The sequence below is a fragment of the Variovorax sp. 10N412 genome (assembly GCF_056394985.1).
Window position 1 is genome coordinate 1 of sequence record NZ_JBFTIO010000003.1, and the last position, 23,095, is coordinate 23,095.

The window sequence follows — 23,095 nt, forward strand, 5'->3', positions numbered from 1 at the left end:
AAGCGGCGGCATCTACAACAACGCCGCGCAGATCTGGAACCACACCTTCTTCTGGAACTGCATGAAGCCGCAGGGCGGCGGTGCACCGACGGGCGCGCTGGCCAAGGCCATCGACGCCAAGTGGGGCAGCTACGACGCGTTCAAGGAAGCTTTCGTGAAGTCGGCCGTGGGCAACTTCGGTTCGGGCTGGACGTGGCTGGTGAAGAAGGCCGACGGTTCGGTGGACATCGTGAACACCGGCGCCGCCGGCACGCCGCTGACCACTGCGGACACCGCGCTGCTGACCGTGGACGTCTGGGAACACGCCTACTACATCGACTACCGCAACCTGCGCCCGAAGTTCGTCGAGACCTTCCTGGCCAAGCTGGCCAACTGGGACTTCGCGGCGAAGAACTTCGGCTGATCGATCAGCCGTTGATCAGGTTCAGGATGTTCCCATCGGGGTCCTTGAACCACGCGACCTTCATGTCGCCCATGACATGGAGGTCGCCTTCGAGCTTCGTATCGGGCATGTCGTAGTGCTCGAAGCGCACGCCCTTGGCCTTGAGCGCAGCAACGAGGCGCTCGATGTCCGCGCCGACCTGCCAGGTCACTGCCGTCGCCTGGTTCGTGCCGGCGAACGACGAACGGTACACGTTGATGCGCGTGGTGCCGCTGCCGTAGACCACGACTTCGTCGCCTTCCGCGCCGACTTGCGCAAGGCCCAGCGTGCCTTCGTAGAAGCGGCGGGCCACCGCGAGGTCTTTCACCGCGAGGTTGGCCACCGCATCGATGTTTGCGAGCATGGTTGTCTCCTTTGTCTGGATCGACATTTCATGTTCGGCGCCGAAACGGCCCTGTCAAGTCGCCGCCGTCTGATACGGGACCCATCGCGAACCACGAAAACACCGCCGCGGCGCTTGCGGCACACTGCACCCTTGGTGCAGTGAGGCCCAAAGACCTCCATCGCCGCTGCTGCAACCCCGATCCGTCCAGACAAAGAGACAAACCCATGATCCGCAAACTCACCCGCACGCTGGCCCTTGCGCTGGCACTCCCCCTCGCGTTCGCCGCGGCCGCCGCGCATGCGCAGAGCTACCCCGCCAAGCCCATCCGCATGATCGTGCCCTTCCCGCCCGGCGGCGGCACCGACATCCTGGCGCGCCTGGTGGCCCAGAAGCTCACCGAGACCAACCACTGGACGGTGGTGCCCGACAACCGTGGCGGAGCCGGCGGCACCATCGGCATCGCCGAGGCGGCGCGCGCCGCGCCCACGGGCTACGACATCGTGATGGGCCAGAAGGACAACATGGTCGTGGCGCCCTGGCTCTACAAGAACCTGAGCTACAACCCGGTGAAGGACCTGACCGCGGTGGCCCACGTGGCCTACACGCCGGTGGTGATCGTCACGCAGGCCAACTCCAAGTTCAAGACGCTCGACGACGTGGTGAAGGCCGCGCGCGCCGCGCCCGATACCGTCACCTACGGCTCGCCGGGCAACGGCACCACCATCCACCTGGCCGGCGAGATCTTCGACAGCGCCGCCAAGATCAAGATGCGCCACGTGCCCTACAAGGGCTCCAACGCGGCCATGATGGACGTGCTCGCGGGCAACGTCGACCTGATGGTGTCGTCGGTGCCTTCGGCCATGGCGCAGATCAAGTCGGGCAAGCTGCGTCCGCTGGCCGTGACCTCGGCCAAGCGCAGCACCTCGCTGCCCGACACGCCCACCGTGGCCGAGCTCGGCTACAAGGACTTCGACGTGAGCACCTGGTACGGCATCTTCGTGCCGGCCGGCACGCCCAAGGACGTGGTGACCCTGCTCAACGCCGAAATCAACAAGCTGCTGGCCACGCCCGAAATGAAGGCCGCCATCATCGCCCAGGGCGCGGAGCCGCAGAGCATGACGCCGGCCCAGTTCGGCACGCTGCTGAAGACCGACTACGACAAGTGGAAGGGCATCGTGCAAGCCTCGGGCGCGACAATCGAATAAGCCTGCGCACCGCAGAATGGTGTCTCCAGAACAAGCCGCTCCGACGGCATGGAGACACCCATGGTTCATTCGATTTTCCTGAAGACAGCCGCCCTGGCAGCGGCTGTCGCTTTCTTGCAGGGCTGTGCGCAGACGCCTGCCCAGTCCTCTCTTCAGCCGCCTTCCAACGCCAGCGTCGCCGCCCACGTCGCGGCGGCCACCCAAGCGGCGGGCACCGACCTCGGCCCCCTGCTCACGCTGTGCAAGCCCGCGCCCGCCGCGCAGCCGCCGCAGGCCGAGCTCGACAGGGGCCTCACCGCCCTCATCAACCAGCCGGCACCGCCGCCCGGCAAGGCCTTCGACAACCTCTACTTCGTGGGGGCCGACTGGGTCAGCGCCTGGGCGATCACGACCTCGGACGGCATCATCCTCATCGATGCGCTGAACAACCAGGTGGAGGCTGCCGCGCTCATCGAGGGCGGCATGCGCAAGCTGGGCCTGGACCCGGCGCAGATCAAGTACGTGGTGGTCACCCACGGCCACGGCGACCACTACGGCGGCGCGCCCTACCTGGCGCAGAAGTACGGCGCCCGGGTGGTGATGAGCGACACCGACTGGCAAATGACCGAGACCAGGCTCGAGTTCGCCACGCCGATCTGGGGCGCGCCGCCCAGGCGCGGCGCCAACGACATCTCGGCGAAGGACGGCGACCGCGTCACGCTGGGCGACACCACGGTCGCGCTCTACCTCACGCCCGGCCACACCATGGGCACCCTGTCGCCGGTGTTCGACGTGACTTCCGGCGGGCAGAAGCACCGGGTCCTGCTCTGGGGCGGCACGTCCTTCAACTTCGGCAAGAACGTGCCGCGCCTGGACAGCTACATCGACGCCACGCGGCGCATGTCCACGGTGGTCGCGGCACAGAAGATCGACGTGCTGGTGTCGAACCACTCGGCCATCGACAGTTCGCAGGCCAAGCTGGCGGCGCTGCGGCAGCAGCCGGCAGGGGCGGCGAATCCGTTCGTGCTCGGCACGCCGACGGTGGCGCGGGCGTTGAACCTGATGGGGGAGTGCGCGCAGGCGCAGCGCGACCGGTTCACGATGCAGTGAGGCTTACCGTCTTGCTCCTTCCCCCTTTGGGGGAAGGTCGGGATGGGGGCTGACGGCAATCGACAGGCCGACCGCCATTGATACGCCGCTTGCCCCCATCCCTGCCCTCCCCCAGAGGGGGAGGGAGAAATCTCCCCGCTCAGTCCGGCACGAACTTCGTATTGAAGATGTCGACGTCCGACGCCAGCTCGAAGGTCACCACCTGCCCCATCTTCCCGTCGCTCATGCGGCAGGCCGAGAACAGGCTGCTGCGCCCCTTGAAGTAGAACTCGTCCAGCACGATCAGCGCGTACGGGTACGGCACGAAGACCTGGTGTTCGAAGATGACGCGGTGCACGTTGCGCGGCGACGGAAAGAGCTTGTAGTCGTTGGTGTCGATCGACTTGGCGGTGGCCATGGTGTGCTGCCGTTTCTTCTTTTGAGGCTCAGGCCGGGTCGCGCACGTCGGCCACGGGGTTCATGCCGAAGTCCGCGCGCGCCAGGTACTTCAGCACCTTGGCCGCGGCCGTGGCCGGGCTGTCGAGCAGGCCTTCGTTCTTCATCTTCTCGAAGCGCGTGCGGTCCGGGAATTTCTCGGCCGTGGCGCCGCGCAGCTGTACCTGCATGTCGGTGTCGATCACGCCGGGCGCCAGCGAGACGATGCGCGCGCCGTTCGGCGCATGGGCTTCCTCGAGCGCCACGGCGCGCGAGAAGTGGTCCATGCCGGCCTTGGAACCGCAGTACGGCGCCTGGCTGCCCATGGCGTTGCGGCCCAGGCCCGAGGAGATGTTCAGCACCTTGCGCGCGCCGCGCCATTCGCGCGTGGCGCCCAGGAAGGCGGAGGTCAGCAGCATCGGCGCTTCGAGGCCGATGCGCAGGGCCAGCGACAGCTCGGCGGCCACGGCGCCCGACAGCGGCGCGGGGTTGCCGACGGTGCCCGCGTTGTTGATGAGCGTGACGCTGTCGAAGCGCTGCGCATCGACGGTCTGCAGCCAGGCCGACAGGCGCGCCGCGGCGGCGACCGGGTCGGACAGGTCCTGCTCCCATTGCGTGAGCTCGGCGCCCGCGGCCTTGGCCGCCCCGGCCAGCGCGGGGCTTTGCTTGCGCGAAATGCCCAGCACCGTGTGGCCGGCCTGCAGCAGCTGTTCGGCCATGGCCTGGCCCAGGCCGCGCGAGGCGCCGGTGATGAGGGTGAGGTGGGAAGAAGCGGTCATCTGGAAGAAAGTCTTTCTGGAAAGAAGGCGGGAGGTTAAGGGGTAACGAAAAGCCTCGCGGCTCAACCGGTCCTGAATTGCTTGCGCAGGAAAGCGCGATGCCTGGCGATGTGCTGCAGCTGCGCGGGCGCCACGGTGCCGCCCAAGTCGATTTCATCCGCGCCGTTGAGCACCGCGTTGGCGTTCGTCATGGCGCGCGCCACGACCTCTTCCTCGCTCACGCCGAGCTGCGCCGCCAGGTCGAGCGCCACGCGGCGCATGGCGCGCTGCGACAGCATCCACATGGCGCCGAAGCGGTCCCAGGCGAGCGCGGCCTCTTCGGACTTCTCGCGGTCGGCCAGGATCTCGCTGAGCGGCTTGGCAAGCACCGCGTCCAGTTCCTCGAGCCTTTCGGCCAGTTGCTCATTGCGCGCGAGGGCCTCTTCGAGCGTCGGCCCGGCCTCTTCGGCCTTGGGCTTCTTCGATGGCTCCGGCGGGGGAATGAACGCGGCCTCCGCGTTCGCGGGCACGATCTGGATCTGGTCTTTGAGCGTCATGGGGTTTCCGTTTCCGCGGAGGGTTGGCTGTTCTTCTTGTTCGACATCGCGCTCACGCGCAGGCCCGGCAGGTCGAGCACGCGCAGGCCACCGTACTCCACGCGGATCAACCCCTGCGCGGAAAGGCCGTTGAGCGCCTCGTTCACGCGCTGGCGCGACAGGCCGACCAGGTAGGCCAGCTCCTGCTGCGTGATGCGCAAGACTTCGCCCACGCCCGGGTACAGCACCGGGTTGAACAGCGACACCAGGTTGCGCGCCACGCGCGCGTCGGGGTTGTTGAGCCGGTCGATCTCCAGCGCCGCGATGAACTGGCCCAGCCGCTCGTTGAGCTGGTTCATCACGAAGCGGTTGAAGCCGATGGAGTGGTCCAGCAGCCAGTGGAAGCTCTCGATCGGCAGCCCCGCCACCACGCTGCGGCGCAGCGCCTGGATGTTGTAGCGGTAGGGCTCGCGCTTCATCACCGTGCCTTCGCCGAACCAGCCGCCGGGCGGCACGCCGGTGTAGGTGACCGAGCCGCCGTCGGCGTTGTCGTTGCTCATCTTGAGCAGGCCTTCGACCACGCCGAACCAGTAGGTGGGCGAGCGGCCGACGCGGCACACCAGGTCGCCGGGCTCGGCCTCGCCCACCACGAGCGCGGCCTCGGCGCGGCGGCGCTCGGTGGGCGTGAGCGTGAGCAGCCAGGGGATGCCGCCGAGCTCGGCGGCGTTGGCGGGGCGCACGCGGTCCTTGATCGAACCGCCGAGCACGCTGTGAGAACCGCCATGGGAAGGACTGCCTTGAGGCATCGGGAAACTCCGGGGAGTAGTGTCCCTAGGATTGTCGTTGGAACGACACCCGGGCGTCAAAGTGAGACCTACGATCCGCCCACTGTGCAAACAACCGCCCCCACCTTCCCCCGTCTGCTGCTCGCGCATGCCGAAGCCCGACCCGAGTCGCCCGCCGTGCGCGAGAAGGACCTCGGCATCTGGCAAACCTGGACCTGGAACGCCGTGGCGCAGGAGGTGCGCGAGATGGCCTGCGGTCTCGCGAGCCTCGGCTTCAAGGTCAACGACCACGTGGCCATCGTGGGCGCCAACCGCCCGCACCTGTACATGGCGGTGGTCGCCGCGCAAAGCCTGCGCGGCGTGCCGGTGCCGCTGTACCAGGACGCGGTGGCCAGCGAGATGGTGTTCATGCTGGAAGACGCGGGCATCGAGTTCGTCTTCGTCGAGGACCAGGAGCAGGTCGACAAGCTGCTGGAGTGCCGCGAGATCCAGAAGGAGCGCTACCCCGCGATCCGCCACATCATCTACGACGACCCCAAGGGCCTGCGCCACTACGACCAGCCCGGGCTCATGAGCTACGAGCAGCTGCGCGCGCTGGGCCGCGAGTTCGACAAGGCCAACCTGGGCTACTACGACCGCGCGGTGGCCGCCGGCGAAGCGACGGACGTGGGCGTGATCCTCTACACCTCGGGCACCACCGGCCGCCCCAAGGGCGTGTGCCAGACGCATGCGAGCTTCATCGCGGCGGGCCGCGGCGGCGTGGAGACCGACCGGCTCGGCCCCGGCGACAACATCATGAGCTACCTGCCGATGGCGTGGGTGGGCGACCACCTGTTCTCGGTGGCGCAGTGGCTGGTGGGCGGCTTCACGCTGAACTGCCCCGAGTCGGCCGAGACGGTGATGAACGACATGCGCGAGATCGGCCCGAGCTACTACTTCGGCCCGCCGCGCACCTTCGAAGGCCTGCTCACCGCGGTGTCGATCCGCATGGAAGACGCGGCGCGCCCGAAGCGCTGGCTGTATGCGAAGTTCATGGCGCTCGCGCAACGCGTGGGCGCGGACATCCTCAACGGCGCGCCGGTCAGCACGGGCGACCGGCTGATGTACGGCCTGGGCAACCTGCTGGTCTACGGCCCGCTGCGCAACGTGCTGGGCATGAGCCGCATCCGCGTGGCTTACACGGCCGGCGCGGCCATCGGGCCCGACCTGTTCCGCTTCTACCGCTCCATCGGCGTGAACCTGAAGCAGTTCTACGGCCAGACCGAGACCTGCGCCTACGTGTGCCTGCAGCAGGACGGCAAGGTCAAGCTGCAGACCGTGGGCACCGCGGCGCCGGGCATCGAACTGAAGATCGCCGAAGACGGCGAGGTGCTGGTGCGCGGCGTGTCGGTGCTCAAGGAGTACTACAAGCGCCCCGACGCCACCGCCGAGGTGCTCGATGCCAACGGCTACTTCCACACCGGCGACGCGGGCGTGCTCGACAGCGAAGGCCACCTGCGCATCATCGACCGCGCCAAGGACGTGGGCAAGCTCGTGGGCGGCGCGATCTTCGCGCCCAACTACATCGAGAACAAGCTCAAGTTCTTTCCGCAGATCAAGGAAGCCGTGTGCTTCGGCAACGCGCGCGACGAAGTGTGCGCGGCCATCAACATCGATTTCGAGGCCGTGGGCAACTGGGCCGAACGGCGCGGCCTGTCCTACGGCGGCTACGTCGACCTGGCGGGCAAGCCCGACGTGCTGGCGCTCATTGCCGAGTGCATCGGCAAGGTCAACGCAGACCTGGCGGGCGAGGACGGCATGGGCGAGACGCAGATCGCGCGCTTCCTGGTGCTGCACAAGGAACTGGACCCCGACGACGACGAACTCACCCGCACGCGCAAGGTGCGCCGCGGCTTCATCGCCGAGAAATACGCGGTGCTGCTCGAGGCGCTCTACGGCGGCAGGACCGAGCAGTACATCGAGACCCAGGTGAAGTTCGAGGACGGACGTACCGGGGTGGTGAATGCCACGCTCAAGATCGTCGAAGCGAAGACGTTTCCCATCGTGAAGGCCGCGGCATGAGCACTCGCAAGACCGGAGAGGTCATCCTCGACGTGCAGAACATTTCGCTGAGCTTCGGCGGCGTGAAGGCGCTGACCGACATCAGTTTCGACGTGCGCGAGCACGAGGTGCGCGCCATCATCGGGCCGAACGGCGCGGGCAAGAGCTCGATGCTCAACTGCATCAACGGCGTGTACTGGCCGCAGCAGGGCTCCATCACCTTCCGCGGCCAGACCTTCAAGCACATGAACTCGCGCCAGGTGGCCGAGATGGGCGTGGCGCGCACCTTCCAGAACCTGGCGCTGTTCAAGGGCATGAGCGTGCTCGACAACATCATGACGGGGCGCAACCTGAAGATGAAGAGCGGGCTGCTGGCGCAGGCCTTTCGCTGGGGCCCGGCCGAACGCGAAGAGCTCGCGCACCGCGAGTTCGTCGAGCACATCATCGACTTCCTGGAGATCCAGGCGCACCGCAAGACACCGGTGGGCCGCCTGCCCTACGGCCTGCAGAAGCGCGTCGACCTGGGCCGCGCGCTGGCCATGGAGCCGCAGGTGCTCTTGCTCGACGAGCCGATGGCCGGCATGAACGTGGAGGAGAAGCAGGACATGAGCCGCTTCATCCTCGACGTGAACGACGAGTTCGGCGCGACCATCGTGCTGATCGAGCACGACATGGGCGTGGTGATGGACATCTCCGACCGCGTGGTGGTGCTGGACTACGGCAAGAAGATCGGGGACGGGACGCCCGATGAAGTGCGCAACAACGAAGACGTGATCCGGGCGTACCTGGGTGTGGAGCACTGACGCGATGCCAACCGTCGCCAGGAAGCATTGCTCCTTCCCCCTGTGGGGGAAGGCTGGGATGGGGGCACGACGGCCCTTGAGACACAGCAGCACCTCATCGAGCGCCGCGTGCCCCCACCCCAACCCTCCCCCAGCGGGGGAGGGAGAAAAACAAGAAAGAAACTGACCATGGGCTTTTTCCTCGAAACCCTCTTCGGCGGCCTCATGGTCGGCATGCTGTATTCGCTGATCGCCATCGGCTTCGTGTTGATCTACAAGGCCTCGGGCGTCTTCAACTTCGCGCAGGGCGCGATGGTGCTGTTCGCGGCGCTGGCCATGGCGCGCTTCTCGGAATGGTTCCCGCTGTGGTTCGGCTTCCAGAGCCTGGTGCTCGCCAACATCCTGGCCTTCATCGCGGCCATGGCCGTGATGATCGCCGTGGCCTGGCTGATCGAGCGGCTCGCGCTCAGCAAGCTGGTGAACCAGGAAGGCATCACGCTGCTGATGGCCACGCTGGGCATCGCCTACTTCCTGGACGGCCTGGGCCAGACCATCTTCGGCAACGACATCTACAAGATCGACGTGGGCATGCCCAAGGAGCCGCTGATGGTGCTGCAGGGCACCTTCGAAGGCGGCCTGCTGCTGAGCCAGGAAGACCTGGTCGCCGCGCTGGTGGCGGCCGGCCTGGTGGTGGTGCTGGCCATCTTCTTCCAGAAGACCGCCACGGGCCGGGCGCTGCGCGCAGTGGCAGATGACCACCAGGCGGCGCAGTCCATCGGCATTCCGCTCCAGCGCATCTGGGTGATCGTGTGGTCGGTGGCCGGCTTCTCGGCGCTGGTGGCCGGGATCATCTGGGGGTCGAAGCTGGGCGTGCAGTTCTCGCTGTCGCTGGTGGCGCTGAAGGCGCTGCCGGTGGTGATCCTGGGCGGACTCACCTCGATACCCGGCGCCATCATCGGCGGCCTCTTGATCGGCGTCGGCGAGAAGCTGTCTGAAATCTATCTCGGCCCCATGCTCGGCGGCGGCATCGAGATCTGGTTCGCGTACGTGCTCGCACTGGTCTTCCTGCTGGTTCGTCCGCAGGGCCTGTTCGGCGAAAAAATCATCGATCGGGTCTGAAATGAAAAGCCCCCACGCTCATCACTTCGTGTATCGCTGCCCCCCGAGGGGGCGCTCAATGCCCTTCGGGCGGCCGGACGGGCATTGATATGTTTTATAGAGAAAACGGCCAGTTCAAGTCGAGCTACCGGGCCGATCAACAGATATTCCCGATCGCGCAGGACCGCATCGCAATGCTGGTGCTGCTGCTCGTGGCATTCATCGTGGTGCCGCTGGGCGTGTCGGACTACTGGATGCGCGCCATCCTCACGCCCTTCCTCATTCTTTCGCTGGCCGCGCTGGGCCTGAACATCCTGGTGGGCTATTGCGGCCAGATCTCGCTGGGCACCGGCGCCTTCATGGCGGTGGGCGCCTATGCGGCCTACAACTTCCAGGTGCGCATCGAAGGCATGCCGCTCATCGCCTCGCTGCTGCTGGGCGGCCTGTGCGCCACGGTGATCGGCGTGCTCTTCGGCATTCCGAGCTTGCGCATCAAGGGCCTGTACCTTGCGGTGGCCACGCTCGCGGCGCAGTTCTTCACCGACTGGGCGTTCCTGCGCATCCAGTGGTTCACCAACAATTCTTCCTCGGGCTCGGTGAGTGTGGCGGGGCTCAACGTGTTCGGCGTGCCGATCGAATCGCCGGTGCAGAAGTACCTGTTCTGCCTGGCCTTCGTGGTCGTGTTCGCCCTGCTCGCCAAGAACCTGGTGCGCAGCGCCATCGGCCGCGAGTGGATGGCCATGCGCGACATGGACGTGGCCGCCGCGGTGATCGGCATTCGCCCGGTGTACGCCAAGCTCACGGCCTTTGCGGTCAGCAGCTTCATCGTCGGCGTGGCCGGCGCGCTGTGGGGCTTCATTCACCTGGGCGCGTGGGAGCCGGCGGCGTTCAGCATCGACCGCTCGTTCCAGCTGCTGTTCATGGTGATCATCGGCGGGCTCGGCTCGATCATGGGCAGCTTCTTCGGCGCCGCGTTCATCGTGCTGCTGCCGCTCTTTCTGAACCAGCTGCCCGCGTGGCTGGGCTTCTCCATTTCCACCGCGCTGGCCTCCCACCTGGAGACCATGATCTTCGGCGCGCTGATCGTGTTCTTTTTGATCGTCGAGCCGCACGGCCTCGCGCGGCTGTGGTCCACGGCCAAGGAGAAGCTGCGCCTCTGGCCCTTCCCGCATTAGTTCGTTTCCAGCGTTCCCGTTCGTTCGTAAAAAACCCGGCACCGAGGTGCCCACATAAGGAGACAGGCATGAAACTGAAATCGCTCGCTCTGACCGCCGCCCTGGTGGCCAGCACCCTCGGCGCCATGCTCGCGCCATCGATGGCCAGCGCGCAGGCCAAGGAGCAGTTCTTCCCGCTGCTGGTGTACCGCACCGGCCCCTACGCACCCAACGGCACGCCATGGGCCAACGGCAAGCAGGACTACCTGAAGCTGGTCAACGCGCAGGGCGGCATCAACGGCGTGAAGATCACTTTTGAAGAATGCGAAACCGGCTATGCCACCGACAAGGGCGTGGAATGCTACGAACGCCTGAAGGGCCGCCCCGGCGTTGCGTTGTTCGACCCGCAGGCCACCGGCATCACCTTCGCGCTGACCGACAAGGTGCTCGCCGACAAGATCCCGCTGGTCACGCTGGGCTACGGCCTCGCGGCCTCGCAGGACGGGGGCGTGTTCAAGTGGAACTTTCCGCTCATGGGCAGCTACTGGACCGCGGCCGACATCCTGATCCAGCACCTGGGCAAGAAAGAAGGCGGCCTGGACAAGCTCAAGGGCAAGAAGATCGCGCTGGTCTATCACGACTCGCCGTTCGGCAAGGAGCCGATCCCGCTGCTGCAGGAGCGCGCCAAGATGCACGGCTTCGACCTGTCGCTCATTCCGGTGACCGCACCGGGCGTGGAGCAGAAGTCCGCCTGGTTGCAGGTGCGCCAGCAACGGCCCGACTTCGTGCTGCTGTGGGGCTGGGGCGTGATGAATTCCACCGCGCTGAAAGAAGCCGTGGCCACCGGCTTCCCGCGCGAGAAGATGTATGGCGTGTGGTGGGCCGGTGCCGAGCCCGACGTGAAGGACGTGGGCGCCAACGCCAAGGGCTACAACGCGCTGGCGCTCAACGGCTCGGGCACCGAGAACAAGGTGATCCAGGACATCCTGAAGCAGGTGCACGACAAGGGCCAGGGCACCGGTCCGAAGGACGAAGTGGGCTCGGTGCTCTACACGCGCGGCGCGATCATCTCGATGCTCGGCGTCGAGGCGGTCAAGCGTGCGCAGGAGCGCTTCGGCAAGGGCAAGGTCATGACCGGCGAGCAGGTGCGCTGGGGCCTGGAAAACCTGGCGCTCGACCAGAAGAAGCTCGACGCGCTGGGCTTCGCCGGTGTGATGCGCCCGGTGAGCACCTCATGCCAGGACCACATCGGCTCGACCTGGGCGCGCATGGAAACCTGGGACGGCGCCAAGTGGAACATCGCGCCCGAGTGGTACCAGGCCGACGAGCAGATCATCAAGCCGATGGCCAAGGCTGCGGCCGACAAGTACGCCACCGAGAAGAAGCTGACGCGCCGCGAGGCAGCGGATTGCCAGTCTTGATGCACTGACGCACTCGGTCACGGTGGCGGCTCGCAGGAGCCGCCATTCGACAGCGCGGCGCCTTTGCCGCGCTGTCGAATGCTTCGGACCACACCATGAGCGAACCCAACATCCTTCTCAACGTCAACGGCATCGAGGTCATCTACAACCACGTGATCCTGGTGCTCAAGGGCGTGTCGCTCTCGGTGCCCGAAGGCGGCATCGTGGCGCTGCTCGGGGGCAACGGCGCGGGCAAGACGACCACGCTGCGCGCGGTGAGCAACCTGCTCGCGGGCGAACGCGGCGCCGTGACCAAGGGCACCATCGAGCTGCGCGGCGACCGCATCGAGGCGCTGTCGCCGGCGGAGCTGGTCAAGCGCGGGCTGATCCAGGTGATGGAAGGCCGCCACTGCTTTGCGCACCTGACCATCGAGGAGAACCTGATGACGGGCGCCTACACGCGCACCGACGGCAAGGCCGCGGTGCAGCAGACGCTGGACAAGGTGTACGCGTATTTCCCGCGCCTGAAGACGCGGCGCACCTCCCAGGCGGCCTACACCTCGGGCGGCGAGCAGCAGATGTGCGCCATCGGGCGCGCGCTGATGGCCAACCCGACCATGGTGCTGCTCGACGAGCCCTCGATGGGCCTGGCGCCGCAGATCGTCGAGGAGGTGTTCGAGATCGTGAAAGACCTCAACACCAAGGAGCGCGTGACCTTCCTGCTGGCCGAGCAGAACACCAACATGGCGCTGCGCTACGCCGACTACGGCTACATCCTGGAGAACGGCCGCATCGTGATGGACGGCGAGGCGAAGAGCCTGCGCGAGAACGAGGACGTGAAGGAGTTCTACCTCGGCGTCGGCGGCGCGGACCGCAAGAGCTTCCGCGACGTGAAGAGCTACAAGCGGCGCAAGCGCTGGCTGGCCTGAAGTCCCCACCCCACAGACAACGAATCGATTGATGAAGGGTCCGGACATGACCGACCACTACGACCACCTCGAGATCCGCGACCCCGCGGAGCGCGAACGCGACCTGCTGGCCGCGCTGCCCAGGCAGATCGCGCAGGCGCAGAGCGCCGCACCAGCGTTCACGAAGATCCTCGACGGCGTCAAGCCCGCGGACATCACCACGCGCGAGGCACTGGCCAGACTGCCGGTCACGCGCAAATCGGAATTGCTCGACCTGCAGAAGGCACGCCGCGCCGACGATCCCTTCGGCGGGTTTTCGTCCATCGTGCGCGGGCCGCGCATGCCGCGCGTGTTCGCGAGCCCCGGCACCATCTACGAACCCGAGGGCGAGGCGCGCGACTACTGGCGCACGGCGCGCGCGCTGCATGCGGCAGGCTTTCGGGGCGGCGAGCTGATCCACAACAGCTTCAGCTACCACATGACACCCGCCGGCTCCATCATGGAAAGCGGCGCGCATGCCATGGGCTGCAGCGTGTTCGCGGGTGGCACCGGCCAGACCGAACAGCAGCTCGAAGCCATGGCCGACCTCAGGCCCGACGGCTATGCGGGCACGCCGAGCTTCCTGAAGATCCTGCTGGAGAAGGCCGAGGAAAAAGGGCTGACGCTGCCCTCGCTCACCAAGGCGCTGGTCTCCGGCGAAGCCTTTCCGCCCAGCCTGCACGACTGGATCGCCGCGCACGGCGTCAAGGGCACGCAGTGCTATGCCACCGCCGACCTCGGCCTGATCGCGTACGAGACCAGCGCGCGCGAAGGCCTGGTGATCGACGAAGGGGTGCTGGTCGAGATCGTGCGGCCCGGCACCGGCGACCCGGTGCCCGACGGTGAAGTGGGCGAGGTCGTCGTGACCACCTTCAACCCCGACTACCCGCTGGTGCGCTTCGGCACCGGCGACCTGTCGGCCGTGCTCGCGGGCACCTGCCCCACCGGGCGCACCAACCGGCGCATCAAGGGCTGGCTCGGGCGCGCCGACCAGACCACCAAGGTGCGCGGCATGTTCGTCCACCCCTCGCAGGTGGCGCAGGTCGTGCGGCGCTTTCCCGAAGTGCAGCGCGCACGGCTCGTGGTGTCGGGCGAGATGGGCGACGACCGGATGACCTTCAGGCTCGAATGCGCAGGCGCGCCCGAAGGACTCGACACACGCATTGCCGATGCGGTGCGCGAAGTGACCAAGCTGCGCGGCACCATCGAGCTGGTGGCGCCGGGCAGCCTGCCCAACGACGGCAAGGTGATCGAGGACGCGCGCAGCTACAAGTAGCGGCGGTACAGCACGCGCGTGGCGGCGCGCGCAAGCACGACCGCCATCGCCGTGTAGAGCAGCACCACGGCCAGCACGAAGCCGATGATGCCGCCCCCGCTGTAGAAGCTGAACGAGGTCTTCGCGGCCACGAACAGCCATGCGAGCGCCACGACGATGCAGCTCACCTGCACCAGCAGGAAGGCCGACACCGCGGCCGCCACGGCCCTGAACGGGCGCGCGAGCAACAGCCCGGGTCGCGTGCCGAGCCAGCCGCCCCAGGCCGCGAGCGCGAAGGTCACGAGGGCCGGCAGCACCCAGGTCAGCAGCAGCATGCCCACGCCCAGGTCGCTGGACGGCGGCGCCCAGCGGGCCACGGCCAGGCCGCTCCAAAGCTGCAGCGCCGCGAAGAGCGCGCCCACCAGCAGCGCGACGGCGCGGCGCGGCGACCCGGGGACCGGCTCCCCGGCTGCGCCCTCTTCCTGCGCGGGTGCCCCTGCAACGCGGCTCTTCATCAGCGCGATGCGTGCCGCCAGCCACAGGCCGAGCACCAGCACCACCATCTGCACCAGCGACTGCAGCATCATGGCCACGCCCATGTACATGCGAGGCGAATAGGCGAAGACGCCCTCCAGCCGGCCGCCCGGCATGAACATCACCTGGAGCTCGTAGAACAACGGGGTCAGCGCGTAGTAGTTCAGCACCATCGCCAGCACCCACACACCGCCGAAGCGCAGCCGCGCATCGTGGGCCAGGGCCACGCGGGCCGCGCCCTGGCGCTCGAGCGCATGGCGCCCGTGGCTCCACGACAGCGCCGCGGCCAGCAGCCAGGACATCGCCATGCCCGCGAGCAGCGTGACCCAGACGCCGGGCATGGTGTACGCGCCGCGCATCTGCTCGGCCTCGGGCGTGGAAGGCGCCAGCAGCAGGGCCATGTTGATGACGAACATGACCGCGTCGAGGCCCACCGCGATGAGCGCGAAGTCGCGGGGCAGGCGCAGTGCGCGTTGCAGGGAGGGATTCGCCGTCATATTGGAGTACTTTCGTTGATTCGCGCATGCCGCAGCGGCATGCGAAGACAGCGAGGGTATCGGATGACGGCGCGCGCGCCGTGCAGGCTCAGTGCGCGAGCGCGGCTTCGGCCGCCTCCCTGGGTGCGGGGCCCACATACACCGACTGCGGCCGGATCAGCCGCCCCTTCTTCACCTGCTCGCGCGCATGCGCCAGCCAGCCGCCCACGCGGCCCGCGGCGAACACGCAGGTGAAGCTCTCGCGGCCGAAGCCCAGGGCCTCGAGCAGCAGCGCCGTGTAGAACTCGACGTTGGTCTCCAGCGCGCGGCCGGGCTTGGTCTCGCGCAGGATCGCGAGCGCGGCCTGTTCGGCCGCCTCGGCCAGCGCGAACCGCGCGACGTTGACGCTGCCTTCGTCGCCCAGCCTGCGCAGCGCCCCCTTGAGCGCGTCGGCGCGCGGATCGCGCACGCGGTAGATGCGGTGGCCGAAGCCCATCAGCCGCTGTCCGCCGGCCACCGCCTCCTCCAGCCAGGGGCGCGCGTTGGCGGCCGTGCCGATGGCGTCCAGCGCGTCGAGCACCGGTCCGGGTGCGCCGCCATGCAGCGGGCCCTTGAGCGCGCTGATGCCCGCGAGCACGGCCGAGGCGAGCCCCGCGCCGGTCGATGCCACCACGCGTGCGGCGAAGGTCGAGGCGTTGAGCCCGTGGTCGCACACGGTGACGAGGTAGGTGTCGAGCGCGGCGGCCTGCACGGGCGCGGGCATGCGGCCGTGCAGCATGCGCAGCATGTCGGTGGCGTGCGGCAGGGCCTCGTCGGGCGCGAGCGCCTGCACGCCCAGGCGCCAGCGCATGACGGCTGCGGTGTAGACGGCGGGTGCGGCCACCAGGCGCAGGGCGGTGGGCAGGTCGTCGCCGTCGGGCAGGCGCGCGAGCAGCGCGCGCACGGCCTCGATGGGCGGCATGCGGCGCAGCACGGCGTCGTCGTTGGGTTGCAGGCGCTCGAAGGCTTCGCGGCGTGCGCGGCCGATGGCGGCACGCAGGCCGTCGGCGGGCGGCGGCGTATCGAAGAAGCCGTCGAACAGCAGGGCGACCACGTCTTCATAGCGCCAGCGTTGCGCGATCTCGTCGAGCTCATGGCCGCGGATCACCAGCCGGCCGGCGGCACCGTCCACCTCGGACAGCACCGTGCGTGCGGCCACCACGCCTTCGAGGCCGCCATCGTCTTCGTTCATCGTCTTTGCTCCTGGGTTTGTCACGATGCGATGGATTCTGTCCCTTCGAATATTGACGTCAATCTTGATCTATTCTGTCAACATGACCTTGACGAAAGCACCGCTTTGGCTGCCCGCCGCCGACGCCCTCGAACTGATGCAGGTACGCCCGCAGACGCTCTACGCCAGCGTGAGCCGCGGGCGCATCCGCGCCAAGCCCGATGCAACGGACCCGCGTCGCAGCCTCTACCACCGCGACGACGTGCAGCGCATCGCGGCGCGCACGCGCGGGCGACGCAGCACCGAGACGGTGGCCAGCGAAGCGATCCAGTGGGGGGAGCCGGTGCTGGCGTCGGGTGTGTCCACGGTGGCCGGGGGACGGCTGCTCTACCGGGGGCAGGATGCATGCGAGCTGGCCGAACGCGCCACGCTGGAACAGGTTGCCGGGGTGTTGTGGGAGAGCGCGGTGGTGAGCTTTGCCGCCGCCACGCCTGCGGCGCCGGCACCGAAGGACTCGGCGCCGCTCCAGGCCGGCCTGGTGGCGCTCGCATCGCGCGCCACGACCGACCTCCCCACGCGCGGCCGCTCGCGCACCGCGCTGCAAGCCGAGGCGGCCGACGTCATCGGCACGCTGGCCGATGCACTGCTGGTCGGCGGCGGCGCGCCTGCGCGCGCGATGCCGCTGCACCTGCGCATGGCCAACGCATGGCGGCGCCCGCGCGCAGCGGACGACCTGCGGCGCGCACTGGTACTGCTGGCCGACCATGAACTCAACGCGTCCACCTTCGCGGCGCGCGTGACCGCATCGACCGCTGCTTCGGTGGCCGCCTGCCTGCTCACGGGCCTGTCGACATTGACGGGCCCGCTGCACGGTGGCGCTTCCGCCGCGGTGCAGGCGCTGATGCGCAACGCGGCAGCCATCGGCACCGAGGCCGCCGTGCGCGAATGGCTCGCGCACGACAGGCCGTTGGTGGCCTTCGGTCATCCGCTCTATCCGAACGGCGACGTGCGCTGCGGCGCACTGCTCGCCGGCATCGAGCTGCCCGCGGCGTTCACCGAGTTGCGCGCCATCGGGCAAAAGCTGTTGGGCGAGGCCGTCAACATCGACTTCGCACTCGCCGCCATGGCGGCCGTCCACAGGCTGCCCGCGGGCGCACCGCTCATCCTGTTCGCGCTGGCACGCAGCGTCGGCTGGACGGCCCATGTGCTGGAGCAGCAGGCCACGGGGCAGTTGATACGCCCCCGCGCGCGCTACACCGGGCCTGCCGCCGCGGTCACTGAAGCTGAGCCTCGTGCGCCACTTCGAAGAGCTTCGTCATCTCGCGGTTGAAGGCCGGCAGGTCGTCGGGCTTGCGGCTGGTCACGAGCAGGTGATCGACCACCACGTCCTGGTCGCTCCAGGTCGCACCCGCGTTCTGCAGGTCGGCGCGCAGCGATGGCCACGAGGTCATGTGCCGGCCCTGGACGCCGCCCGCGTCGATGAGGGTCCACGGTCCGTGGCAGATGGCGGCGATGGGCTTGCCCGCATCCACGAAGGCCCGCACGAAGGCAACGGCCTTCTCGTCGATGCGCAGCGCGTCGGGGTTGACGACGCCACCCGGCAGCAGCAGGGCGTCGAAGTCTTCCGCGCTGGCACTCTGCAGCGGCACGTCGACCGTGAAGCTGTCGGCCTGGTCGTGGTGATGCCAGCCGCGCACGCTGCCGTCCATGGGCGAGACGATCTGCGTCTGTGCGCCGGCGGCGTCCAGCGCCTTGCGCGGGTCGGTCATCTCGACCTGCTCGAAGCCGTCCGACACGAGGATGGCGACCTTCATTCCGTCGAGGGAAGATGAGGTGATGGGCATGGGTGGTTCACTCCTGGGTTGGTGGTTTCATGGCAATGAAGACCCACCCTAAGCCCCGCCCTCGCGAGACGCATCGTCCTGCGCCGGGTCCGCCTGTCGGACAAATCGACGGGCAGGCCCGAACCCTGAAACCCTACTTGCGGCAGCCCTTGGGCAGCGCCTTCTCCGGCAGGTCGTCGCCCGCCACGCAGTGCCAGGCGATGCCGCTGTCGGCCTCCGAGGGCTCCATGCGCAGGGTGCCCTTCACGCCCTTGGGCAGGGTCGCCTCGACGACCATGCTCTGCGGGTCGAGCGTGAGGGTGGCACCGCCGGGCAGCGTGTCGGGCAGGCGGGCGGCGGCCAGGGACTCGGGCGTCTCTTCCTTCTCGGTGTAGTAGTTGCCAAGCGCCTCGCGCACCGAAGCGCCTTCGTACCAGGCCTGCGCCACGACCGCGCGGCTCGTGTACTCCTGGTAGGCCGGAATGGCCACGGCCGCCAGCACGCCGATGACGGCCACCGTGATCAGCGCGCCGAGGGCGCCGCCGCCGGCACGCCCGGTGTAGGGCACGAAGATCGCCAGCACATAGGCCAGCGGGTTGCGGCTGGGCAGCCGCGCTTCCCGGTCGAGCACGCGCGCCACGCGCTTGGTGAGCCAGGGGTAGCCGGCGATCAGCTCGTGGAACGAGGCCCAGAAGCCGCTGTTGCCCACCGACTGCGCCGCATAGGCCTGCAGGTTGACGTTGCGCCACTGGTGCGCGCCGGCAGCCAGCGCCACGAGCGCGCGCGGCGCGGAGTCTGGCTCTTCGCAGCAGGCCTCGCCGTGCAGGTCGCAGGTGTATTCCTTGGCGCGCGCATAGGCCGCGCCCAGCAGCGGCAGCCACAGCACGGGGGCGCGCCAGATGTGGCCCGTGAGGTGGCCGCGCCGGATGTGGCCGAGCTCATGGCCGATATAGAAATTGACGCCGTCAGGCTGCCGCTCCATGGCGTCGACCACGTCGGACAGCAGCACCACGAAGTTGCGGCCGAAGAAGCGCGTGGCGAAGGCATTGAACATGCCGTCGCCGTGCAGCAGGTAGGCCTCGGGCGGCTTCTCGATGCCCAGGAAGCCGCAGCATGCCTCGAAGCGCGCATGCAGCTCGGGCAGCTGGGTGGGCGAGAGCTTCACGCCCGTGCCCTTGATCCAGGCGATGACGGCCGACTGTGCGAACACATAGCCGATGAAGCCCAGCAGCACGTAGACCAGCGCGATGCCCAGCGTGCCGACGACCAGCAGCAGCCAGACCAGCAGGCCGAGCCACAGCGTGATGTTGCCGAGCCAGCGCTCGCGCGGATAGACCCATGGATCCATTGGAATTTCCTCCTCGTTGCGGCCTGGAAGACCGCTTGGTTTGTGGTTCTTTTTGCGCGCCCCCCGGCGCGGCCTGCAGGCGTCGATCATGCCCCAGCACTGTGCAGATTTCGATGCAGCTCTAAGGGCTATTCGCTATAGGTCAGGTCGTGGTCAGCCGATAAGATCGCGGCCGTTTGATACCCCCATCACGGAAATCGGAGACCCCATGAAGAAACTGTTCGCCCTCGCGGCGATTGCCGCCGCAGCTGCCGGAGCCCACGCCCAGGACTTCCCTGCGGGCAAGACCGTCACGCTCGTGGTGCCTTTCGCAGCCGGCGGCCCGACCGACCGTGTCGCGCGCGACCTGGCGGAAGCCATGCAGAAGACGCTCGGCACGACGATCGTGGTGGACAACACCGCCGGTGCGGGCAGCTCCATCGGCACGGCCAAGGTGGCGCGCGCCAACCCCGACGGCTACACGCTGCTGCTGAACCACATCGGCATGTCGACCATGCCGGCCCTCTACCGCAAGCTGCCCTTCAACGTGGAGACCGACTTCGAGTACCTGGGCATGGTCAACGAAGTGCCCATGACGCTCATCGGCAAGCCCACGCTGCCGGCCAACAACTACAAGGAACTGACCGCCTGGATCGAAGCCAACAAGGGCAAGATCAACCTGGGCAACGCCGGCCTGGGCGCCGCGTCCCACCTGTGCGGCCTGCTGTTCCAGAGCGCGCTGAAGGTCGAGATGACGCCGGTTCCCTACAAGGGCACGGCGCCCGCCATCGCCGACCTGCTGGGCGGCCAGATCGACCTGCTGTGCGACCAGACCACCAACACCACCTCGCAGATCGAGGCCAAGAAGGTCAAGGCCTACGCCGTGACCACGGCCAAGCGCCTGACCACGCCGGCCCTGAAGGACCTGCCCACGCTCCAGGAAGCGGGCGTCAAGGGCTTCGAAGTGTCGATCTGGCACGGCGTGTACGCGCCCAAGGGCACGCCGGCACCGGTGCTGAAGAAGCTCAACGAGGCCATCAACGCCGCCATGAAGGACCCGGGCTTCATCAAGCGTGAAGAGGCGCTGGGCGCGGTGATCACCACCGACAGCCGCACCCAGCCGGCGGACCACAAGAAGTTCGTCTCGGCCGAAATCGCCAAGTGGGGCCCGATCATCAAGGCCGCGGGCGTGTACGCCGACTGACCTTTCGGTCGCGAGGCAAAAAACCCGCCGGTCCTTGCGACCGGCGGGTTTTTTCATGGCGGCGACGCCAACAATGTTCAAGGCAGCGTGACGGTCCAGGCCTCGAAGCTCTTGCGCACGTCGACCTGGCGCGCCGTGCGTGCCGAGAAAGTGAAGGTGCTGATCGATGCCCCTTGCACGTACTGGAAGCCGTTGTTGCTCGCCGGGGCGCAATGGGCATCCTGCTGGGACACGGGCACGCAATCGACGATCGCCTTTCGATTCGTGGTGCGCACCGTGACGGTTTCGCTGAAGCGGGGACCGTTCGCTCCAGCCTCCCGACCGAACACGCCGAACGAGGTCGGCGCCAGCGCGCCGTTGGGAACCACCCAGGCGTCCATATCGCCTTCGGCGCTGAAGTCGATGCGGTTGGGGCCCGTCAGGCTCGTCGGCCCGAAGACGATGCCGCGCGGGCTGCCCTGGGCGGCCGAGAGCAGCTCTGCGCGCATGGCGGGCACGAGTTCGACGAGCGGCGTCTGCACAGCCTCGGCGATGGTCGGCACGCGCGAGAACGTGCGCACGTACTGCACCACGTTGGGCGAAGCGTCGGCATGGAAGAACTCGAGCCGCCAGACCGACTGGTCGGGGATTGCCGACAGATCGGCGTCGCTGAACTGCGGTGACGCGAACAGGTTGCCGGTTTCGAACGAGCTCGGGTTTCCCGATTGGGCCGGGTCCTGGTAGCGCGCGGCCATGCGCCAGAGCGGCGAATTCAGCTTGGTGCCGCCTGCGGTGCCGTCCGCGGTGAGGACGAGCGAGGTCAGGTTGCCATTGGGCACGAGCACCAGCGATTTGCCCGGGAGCGCGTCGGTGGTCGCCACCACCTTCGTGAAGATCGGCGTGCCACCGCTCAGCACGTTGTCGACGGACAAGGTGTAGCCCACCGACTGGTAGACCAGGTTCTGGTGCTTCAGGAAGTCTTTCTTGTCCAGCTGGGGCCGCACGAAAGCACGGTAGGCGTTGGTGTTCCCTGTGAGCTTGAGCGCACCGTCCACCACCCTGGCGTTGAACACGTCGTTGTCGGTGTTGCCCAGCACGTCGGTCCAGCGGTAGGTCAGCGCGATGTCGCCGTTGGCGTAGAAATACTCGAAGTTGCCGCGGTCGTGCTTCAGGTTGGTGGGACCGAAGCGGAACAGGCTTTCGAACGAGCGGCGCGCGCCGTTGCTCGCGCGCCCGATGGGCACGCCGGCCGCCAGGAAGGCCTCGGGGCTGTCGCCCACGAACAGCGTGCGGCATTCGGGCGCGACCACGTTGGCCGCGGTGCCGAAAGCGTTGCCGTCCGGGTTGATGGGGCTGTTCACGCGCTGTCCGACCGGCAGCGCGTAGCAGGCGTTGATGCGCTCCAGCAGCGCCTGCACCATGGCCGGCGTGGGCGGCTGCACCAGGGCCGCCGCATCGACGGCGGGCAGCGGCGTGATGCTGGCGTCGCCGCTGCGGAACACGATGGACACGGGCGCGCTCTGCTCGCTGGCCGGCTGTGCCTTGACGGTGATCTCGATGTTGGCGGCCGCGCCGTCCGGGCGCACCGAAACGTTGATCGTGTCCAGCACGCGGTCTTGCCCCGTGCCGTTGGCCACGAACACGCCGCTCATCGGGTCGATGCTGAGGTTGAGCGCGTCCAGCAGCGGCTGCAACGCGGCCACGAGCTTGCTGACCTGCGCGCTGATGGAGCCCTGCGTGACGGCACCGGCGTCGGCCTGGATCGCCGCGGCCAGCTTCGACGGGTCGCCGTTGGGCGAGAGCTGCGCCACGATGACGGTGGTCAGCGGCGTGACGTTGGTGGTGCCGGTGGCCGTGCTCGCGGTGGTGCTGTAGAGCGTGAGGTCGTCGCGCACGGCCTGGATGACCAGCGGCGCCTTGGTGCCCGCGGGCAGCGAGCAGGTGTAGGTGCCGTCGGGGTTGGTCTTCACCTCGCAGACCTTGGCACCGGTCTGGTCGAACACGGTGAGCGTGGCGTCGGCGAAGGCCGCGCCGGTGGCGGCGGTGCCGCTCAGCATGGTGGCCGGCGCCGCGGGCTGGTCGCCGCCGCCACCGCCGCCCCCGGTCGAGGTGGCCGGAACGAACCCGAAATTGCCGCCGCTGCCGCCGCCGCCACCTCCCCCGCAGGCGGCCAGGAGCGCCAGGGTGACGATAGACAAGGCATGGGGAATTTGCTTCACGAAGGGGGTCATGGATGGGCTCTCTGAAGAATGGGCCTCGGGCAACCGGGGGCGTGCTGCAAACGATATCTTTCGTTCACAGAAATAAAATGA

General features: G+C 67.9%; 22 protein-coding genes. 12 read left to right on the forward strand and 10 right to left on the reverse strand.

Annotated elements, in window-relative coordinates:
* A partial coding sequence (locus tag AC1DJH_RS09295; protein WP_478185497.1) for a superoxide dismutase occupies positions 1-403 on the forward strand: 403 nt, incomplete at its 5' end.
* Between the two features lie 4 nt (positions 404-407).
* On the opposite strand, the gene AC1DJH_RS09300 is transcribed toward AC1DJH_RS09295, so the two are convergent.
* Complete coding sequence (locus AC1DJH_RS09300) at positions 408-785, reverse strand: VOC family protein (protein ID WP_435487491.1); 378 nt, start codon at positions 783-785, stop codon at positions 408-410.
* Between the two features lie 206 nt (positions 786-991).
* Between AC1DJH_RS09300 and AC1DJH_RS09305 the strand changes: the two genes are divergently transcribed.
* Together AC1DJH_RS09305 and AC1DJH_RS09310 are read left to right on the forward strand one after the other, a co-directional pair.
* A complete protein-coding gene (locus tag AC1DJH_RS09305) occupies positions 992-1,972 on the forward strand; it encodes a Bug family tripartite tricarboxylate transporter substrate binding protein (protein ID WP_435487492.1) in 981 nt (326 codons plus the stop codon).
* A 60-nt stretch (positions 1,973-2,032) separates the two neighbouring features.
* On the forward strand, positions 2,033-3,061 hold the full coding sequence (locus AC1DJH_RS09310; RefSeq protein WP_478185498.1) for an MBL fold metallo-hydrolase: 1,029 nt from the start codon (positions 2,033-2,035) through the stop codon (positions 3,059-3,061).
* Between the two features lie 139 nt (positions 3,062-3,200).
* On the opposite strand, the gene AC1DJH_RS09315 is transcribed toward AC1DJH_RS09310, so the two are convergent.
* The 4 genes from AC1DJH_RS09315 to AC1DJH_RS09330 all read right to left on the reverse strand — a co-directional run bounded on the left by AC1DJH_RS09315 (position 3,201) and on the right by AC1DJH_RS09330 (position 5,575).
* A complete protein-coding gene (locus AC1DJH_RS09315) occupies positions 3,201-3,458 on the reverse strand; it encodes a hypothetical protein (RefSeq protein ID WP_435437561.1) in 258 nt (85 codons plus the stop codon).
* 28 nt (positions 3,459-3,486) lie between these two features.
* On the reverse strand, positions 3,487-4,254 hold the full coding sequence (locus tag AC1DJH_RS09320; RefSeq protein WP_478185499.1) for an SDR family NAD(P)-dependent oxidoreductase: 768 nt from the start codon (positions 4,252-4,254) through the stop codon (positions 3,487-3,489).
* A gap of 62 nt (positions 4,255-4,316) precedes the next feature.
* Positions 4,317-4,790 (reverse strand): hypothetical protein, encoded by a 474-nt coding sequence (locus tag AC1DJH_RS09325; protein WP_435487494.1) that lies wholly within the window; start codon positions 4,788-4,790, stop codon positions 4,317-4,319.
* Positions 4,787-5,575, reverse strand: a complete 789-nt coding sequence (locus tag AC1DJH_RS09330; protein ID WP_478185500.1) for a Crp/Fnr family transcriptional regulator — start codon at positions 5,573-5,575, stop codon at positions 4,787-4,789. Before AC1DJH_RS09330 ends, AC1DJH_RS09325 begins: the two co-directional genes overlap by 4 nt.
* Positions 5,576-5,659: 84 nt before the next feature.
* On the opposite strand from AC1DJH_RS09330, the gene AC1DJH_RS09335 reads away from it, so the two are divergent.
* From AC1DJH_RS09335 to AC1DJH_RS09365, 7 genes are all read left to right on the forward strand, one after another.
* The gene (locus AC1DJH_RS09335) at positions 5,660-7,615 is read left to right on the forward strand and encodes an AMP-dependent synthetase/ligase (RefSeq protein WP_478185501.1); all 1,956 of its coding nucleotides are present in this window, start codon (positions 5,660-5,662) and stop codon (positions 7,613-7,615) included.
* Positions 7,612-8,397, forward strand: a complete 786-nt coding sequence (locus AC1DJH_RS09340; protein ID WP_435437556.1) for an ABC transporter ATP-binding protein — start codon at positions 7,612-7,614, stop codon at positions 8,395-8,397. The genes AC1DJH_RS09335 and AC1DJH_RS09340 overlap by 4 nt, the downstream gene beginning before the upstream one ends.
* Before the next feature lie 168 nt (positions 8,398-8,565).
* On the forward strand, positions 8,566-9,495 hold the full coding sequence (locus tag AC1DJH_RS09345; RefSeq protein ID WP_435487497.1) for a branched-chain amino acid ABC transporter permease: 930 nt from the start codon (positions 8,566-8,568) through the stop codon (positions 9,493-9,495).
* An 89-nt stretch (positions 9,496-9,584) separates the two neighbouring features.
* Entirely contained in the window at positions 9,585-10,649 is a 1,065-nt protein-coding gene (locus AC1DJH_RS09350) for a branched-chain amino acid ABC transporter permease (protein ID WP_435487498.1), read from the forward strand.
* A 68-nt stretch (positions 10,650-10,717) separates the two neighbouring features.
* Entirely contained in the window at positions 10,718-12,049 is a 1,332-nt protein-coding gene (locus tag AC1DJH_RS09355) for an ABC transporter substrate-binding protein (protein WP_478185502.1), read from the forward strand.
* 95 nt (positions 12,050-12,144) lie between these two features.
* Positions 12,145-12,957 (forward strand): ABC transporter ATP-binding protein, encoded by an 813-nt coding sequence (locus AC1DJH_RS09360; protein ID WP_435487500.1) that lies wholly within the window; start codon positions 12,145-12,147, stop codon positions 12,955-12,957.
* Positions 12,958-13,003: 46 nt separating this feature from the next.
* Complete coding sequence (locus tag AC1DJH_RS09365; protein WP_478185503.1) at positions 13,004-14,251, forward strand: phenylacetate--CoA ligase family protein; 1,248 nt, start codon at positions 13,004-13,006, stop codon at positions 14,249-14,251.
* Here the strand turns inward: AC1DJH_RS09365 and AC1DJH_RS09370 are convergent.
* Entirely contained in the window at positions 14,242-15,261 is a 1,020-nt protein-coding gene (locus AC1DJH_RS09370) for a hypothetical protein (RefSeq protein WP_478185504.1), read from the reverse strand. The two genes, AC1DJH_RS09365 and AC1DJH_RS09370, sit on opposite strands and share 10 nt — an antisense overlap.
* 88 nt (positions 15,262-15,349) lie before the next feature.
* A complete protein-coding gene (locus AC1DJH_RS09375; protein ID WP_472124940.1) occupies positions 15,350-16,471 on the reverse strand; it encodes a citrate synthase/methylcitrate synthase in 1,122 nt (373 codons plus the stop codon).
* A gap of 82 nt (positions 16,472-16,553) precedes the next feature.
* On the opposite strand from AC1DJH_RS09375, the gene AC1DJH_RS09380 reads away from it, so the two are divergent.
* Entirely contained in the window at positions 16,554-17,780 is a 1,227-nt protein-coding gene (locus AC1DJH_RS09380) for a citrate synthase (RefSeq protein WP_478185505.1), read from the forward strand.
* Here AC1DJH_RS09380 and AC1DJH_RS09385 read toward each other — a convergent pair.
* Positions 17,725-18,294 carry a type 1 glutamine amidotransferase domain-containing protein gene (locus tag AC1DJH_RS09385; RefSeq protein WP_478185506.1) on the reverse strand — a complete coding sequence of 190 codons (570 nt, stop codon included), beginning with the start codon at positions 18,292-18,294 and terminating at the stop codon, positions 17,725-17,727. The two genes, AC1DJH_RS09380 and AC1DJH_RS09385, sit on opposite strands and share 56 nt — an antisense overlap.
* Positions 18,295-18,427: 133 nt before the next feature.
* Entirely contained in the window at positions 18,428-19,621 is a 1,194-nt protein-coding gene (locus tag AC1DJH_RS09390; RefSeq protein WP_478185507.1) for a M48 family metalloprotease, read from the reverse strand.
* A 208-nt stretch (positions 19,622-19,829) separates the two neighbouring features.
* Here AC1DJH_RS09390 and AC1DJH_RS09395 point away from each other — a divergent pair, with 208 nt between their 5' ends.
* Positions 19,830-20,804 carry a tripartite tricarboxylate transporter substrate-binding protein gene (locus tag AC1DJH_RS09395; RefSeq protein WP_472124952.1) on the forward strand — a complete coding sequence of 325 codons (975 nt, stop codon included), beginning with the start codon at positions 19,830-19,832 and terminating at the stop codon, positions 20,802-20,804.
* A gap of 77 nt (positions 20,805-20,881) precedes the next feature.
* Here AC1DJH_RS09395 and AC1DJH_RS09400 read toward each other — a convergent pair whose 3' ends face one another.
* The gene (locus AC1DJH_RS09400) at positions 20,882-22,981 is read right to left on the reverse strand and encodes a carboxypeptidase regulatory-like domain-containing protein (protein ID WP_478185508.1); all 2,100 of its coding nucleotides are present in this window, start codon (positions 22,979-22,981) and stop codon (positions 20,882-20,884) included.
* Between the last annotated feature and the right edge of the window lie 114 nt (positions 22,982-23,095).

Bases quoted from the DNA above. Each gene is read 5' to 3' on its own strand.
- AC1DJH_RS09380 (WP_478185505.1), top strand. From the start codon at position 16,554: ATGACCTTGACGAAAGCACCGCTTTGGCTGCCCGCCGCCGACGCCCTC.
- AC1DJH_RS09360 (WP_435487500.1), top strand. From the start codon at position 12,145: ATGAGCGAACCCAACATCCTTCTCAACGTCAACGGCATCGAGGTCATC.
- AC1DJH_RS09370 (WP_478185504.1), bottom strand. From the start codon at position 15,261: ATGACGGCGAATCCCTCCCTGCAACGCGCACTGCGCCTGCCCCGCGAC.
- AC1DJH_RS09330 (WP_478185500.1), bottom strand. From the start codon at position 5,575: ATGCCTCAAGGCAGTCCTTCCCATGGCGGTTCTCACAGCGTGCTCGGC.
- AC1DJH_RS09300 (WP_435487491.1), bottom strand. From the start codon at position 785: ATGCTCGCAAACATCGATGCGGTGGCCAACCTCGCGGTGAAAGACCTC.
- AC1DJH_RS09345 (WP_435487497.1), top strand. From the start codon at position 8,566: ATGGGCTTTTTCCTCGAAACCCTCTTCGGCGGCCTCATGGTCGGCATG.
- AC1DJH_RS09340 (WP_435437556.1), top strand. From the start codon at position 7,612: ATGAGCACTCGCAAGACCGGAGAGGTCATCCTCGACGTGCAGAACATT.
- AC1DJH_RS09350 (WP_435487498.1), top strand. From the start codon at position 9,585: ATGTTTTATAGAGAAAACGGCCAGTTCAAGTCGAGCTACCGGGCCGAT.
- AC1DJH_RS09375 (WP_472124940.1), bottom strand. From the start codon at position 16,471: ATGAACGAAGACGATGGCGGCCTCGAAGGCGTGGTGGCCGCACGCACG.
- AC1DJH_RS09315 (WP_435437561.1), bottom strand. From the start codon at position 3,458: ATGGCCACCGCCAAGTCGATCGACACCAACGACTACAAGCTCTTTCCG.
- AC1DJH_RS09325 (WP_435487494.1), bottom strand. From the start codon at position 4,790: ATGACGCTCAAAGACCAGATCCAGATCGTGCCCGCGAACGCGGAGGCC.
- AC1DJH_RS09355 (WP_478185502.1), top strand. From the start codon at position 10,718: ATGAAACTGAAATCGCTCGCTCTGACCGCCGCCCTGGTGGCCAGCACC.
- AC1DJH_RS09320 (WP_478185499.1), bottom strand. From the start codon at position 4,254: ATGACCGCTTCTTCCCACCTCACCCTCATCACCGGCGCCTCGCGCGGC.
- AC1DJH_RS09365 (WP_478185503.1), top strand. From the start codon at position 13,004: ATGACCGACCACTACGACCACCTCGAGATCCGCGACCCCGCGGAGCGC.
- AC1DJH_RS09390 (WP_478185507.1), bottom strand. From the start codon at position 19,621: ATGGATCCATGGGTCTATCCGCGCGAGCGCTGGCTCGGCAACATCACG.
- AC1DJH_RS09395 (WP_472124952.1), top strand. From the start codon at position 19,830: ATGAAGAAACTGTTCGCCCTCGCGGCGATTGCCGCCGCAGCTGCCGGA.
- AC1DJH_RS09305 (WP_435487492.1), top strand. From the start codon at position 992: ATGATCCGCAAACTCACCCGCACGCTGGCCCTTGCGCTGGCACTCCCC.
- AC1DJH_RS09310 (WP_478185498.1), top strand. From the start codon at position 2,033: ATGGTTCATTCGATTTTCCTGAAGACAGCCGCCCTGGCAGCGGCTGTC.
- AC1DJH_RS09385 (WP_478185506.1), bottom strand. From the start codon at position 18,294: ATGCCCATCACCTCATCTTCCCTCGACGGAATGAAGGTCGCCATCCTC.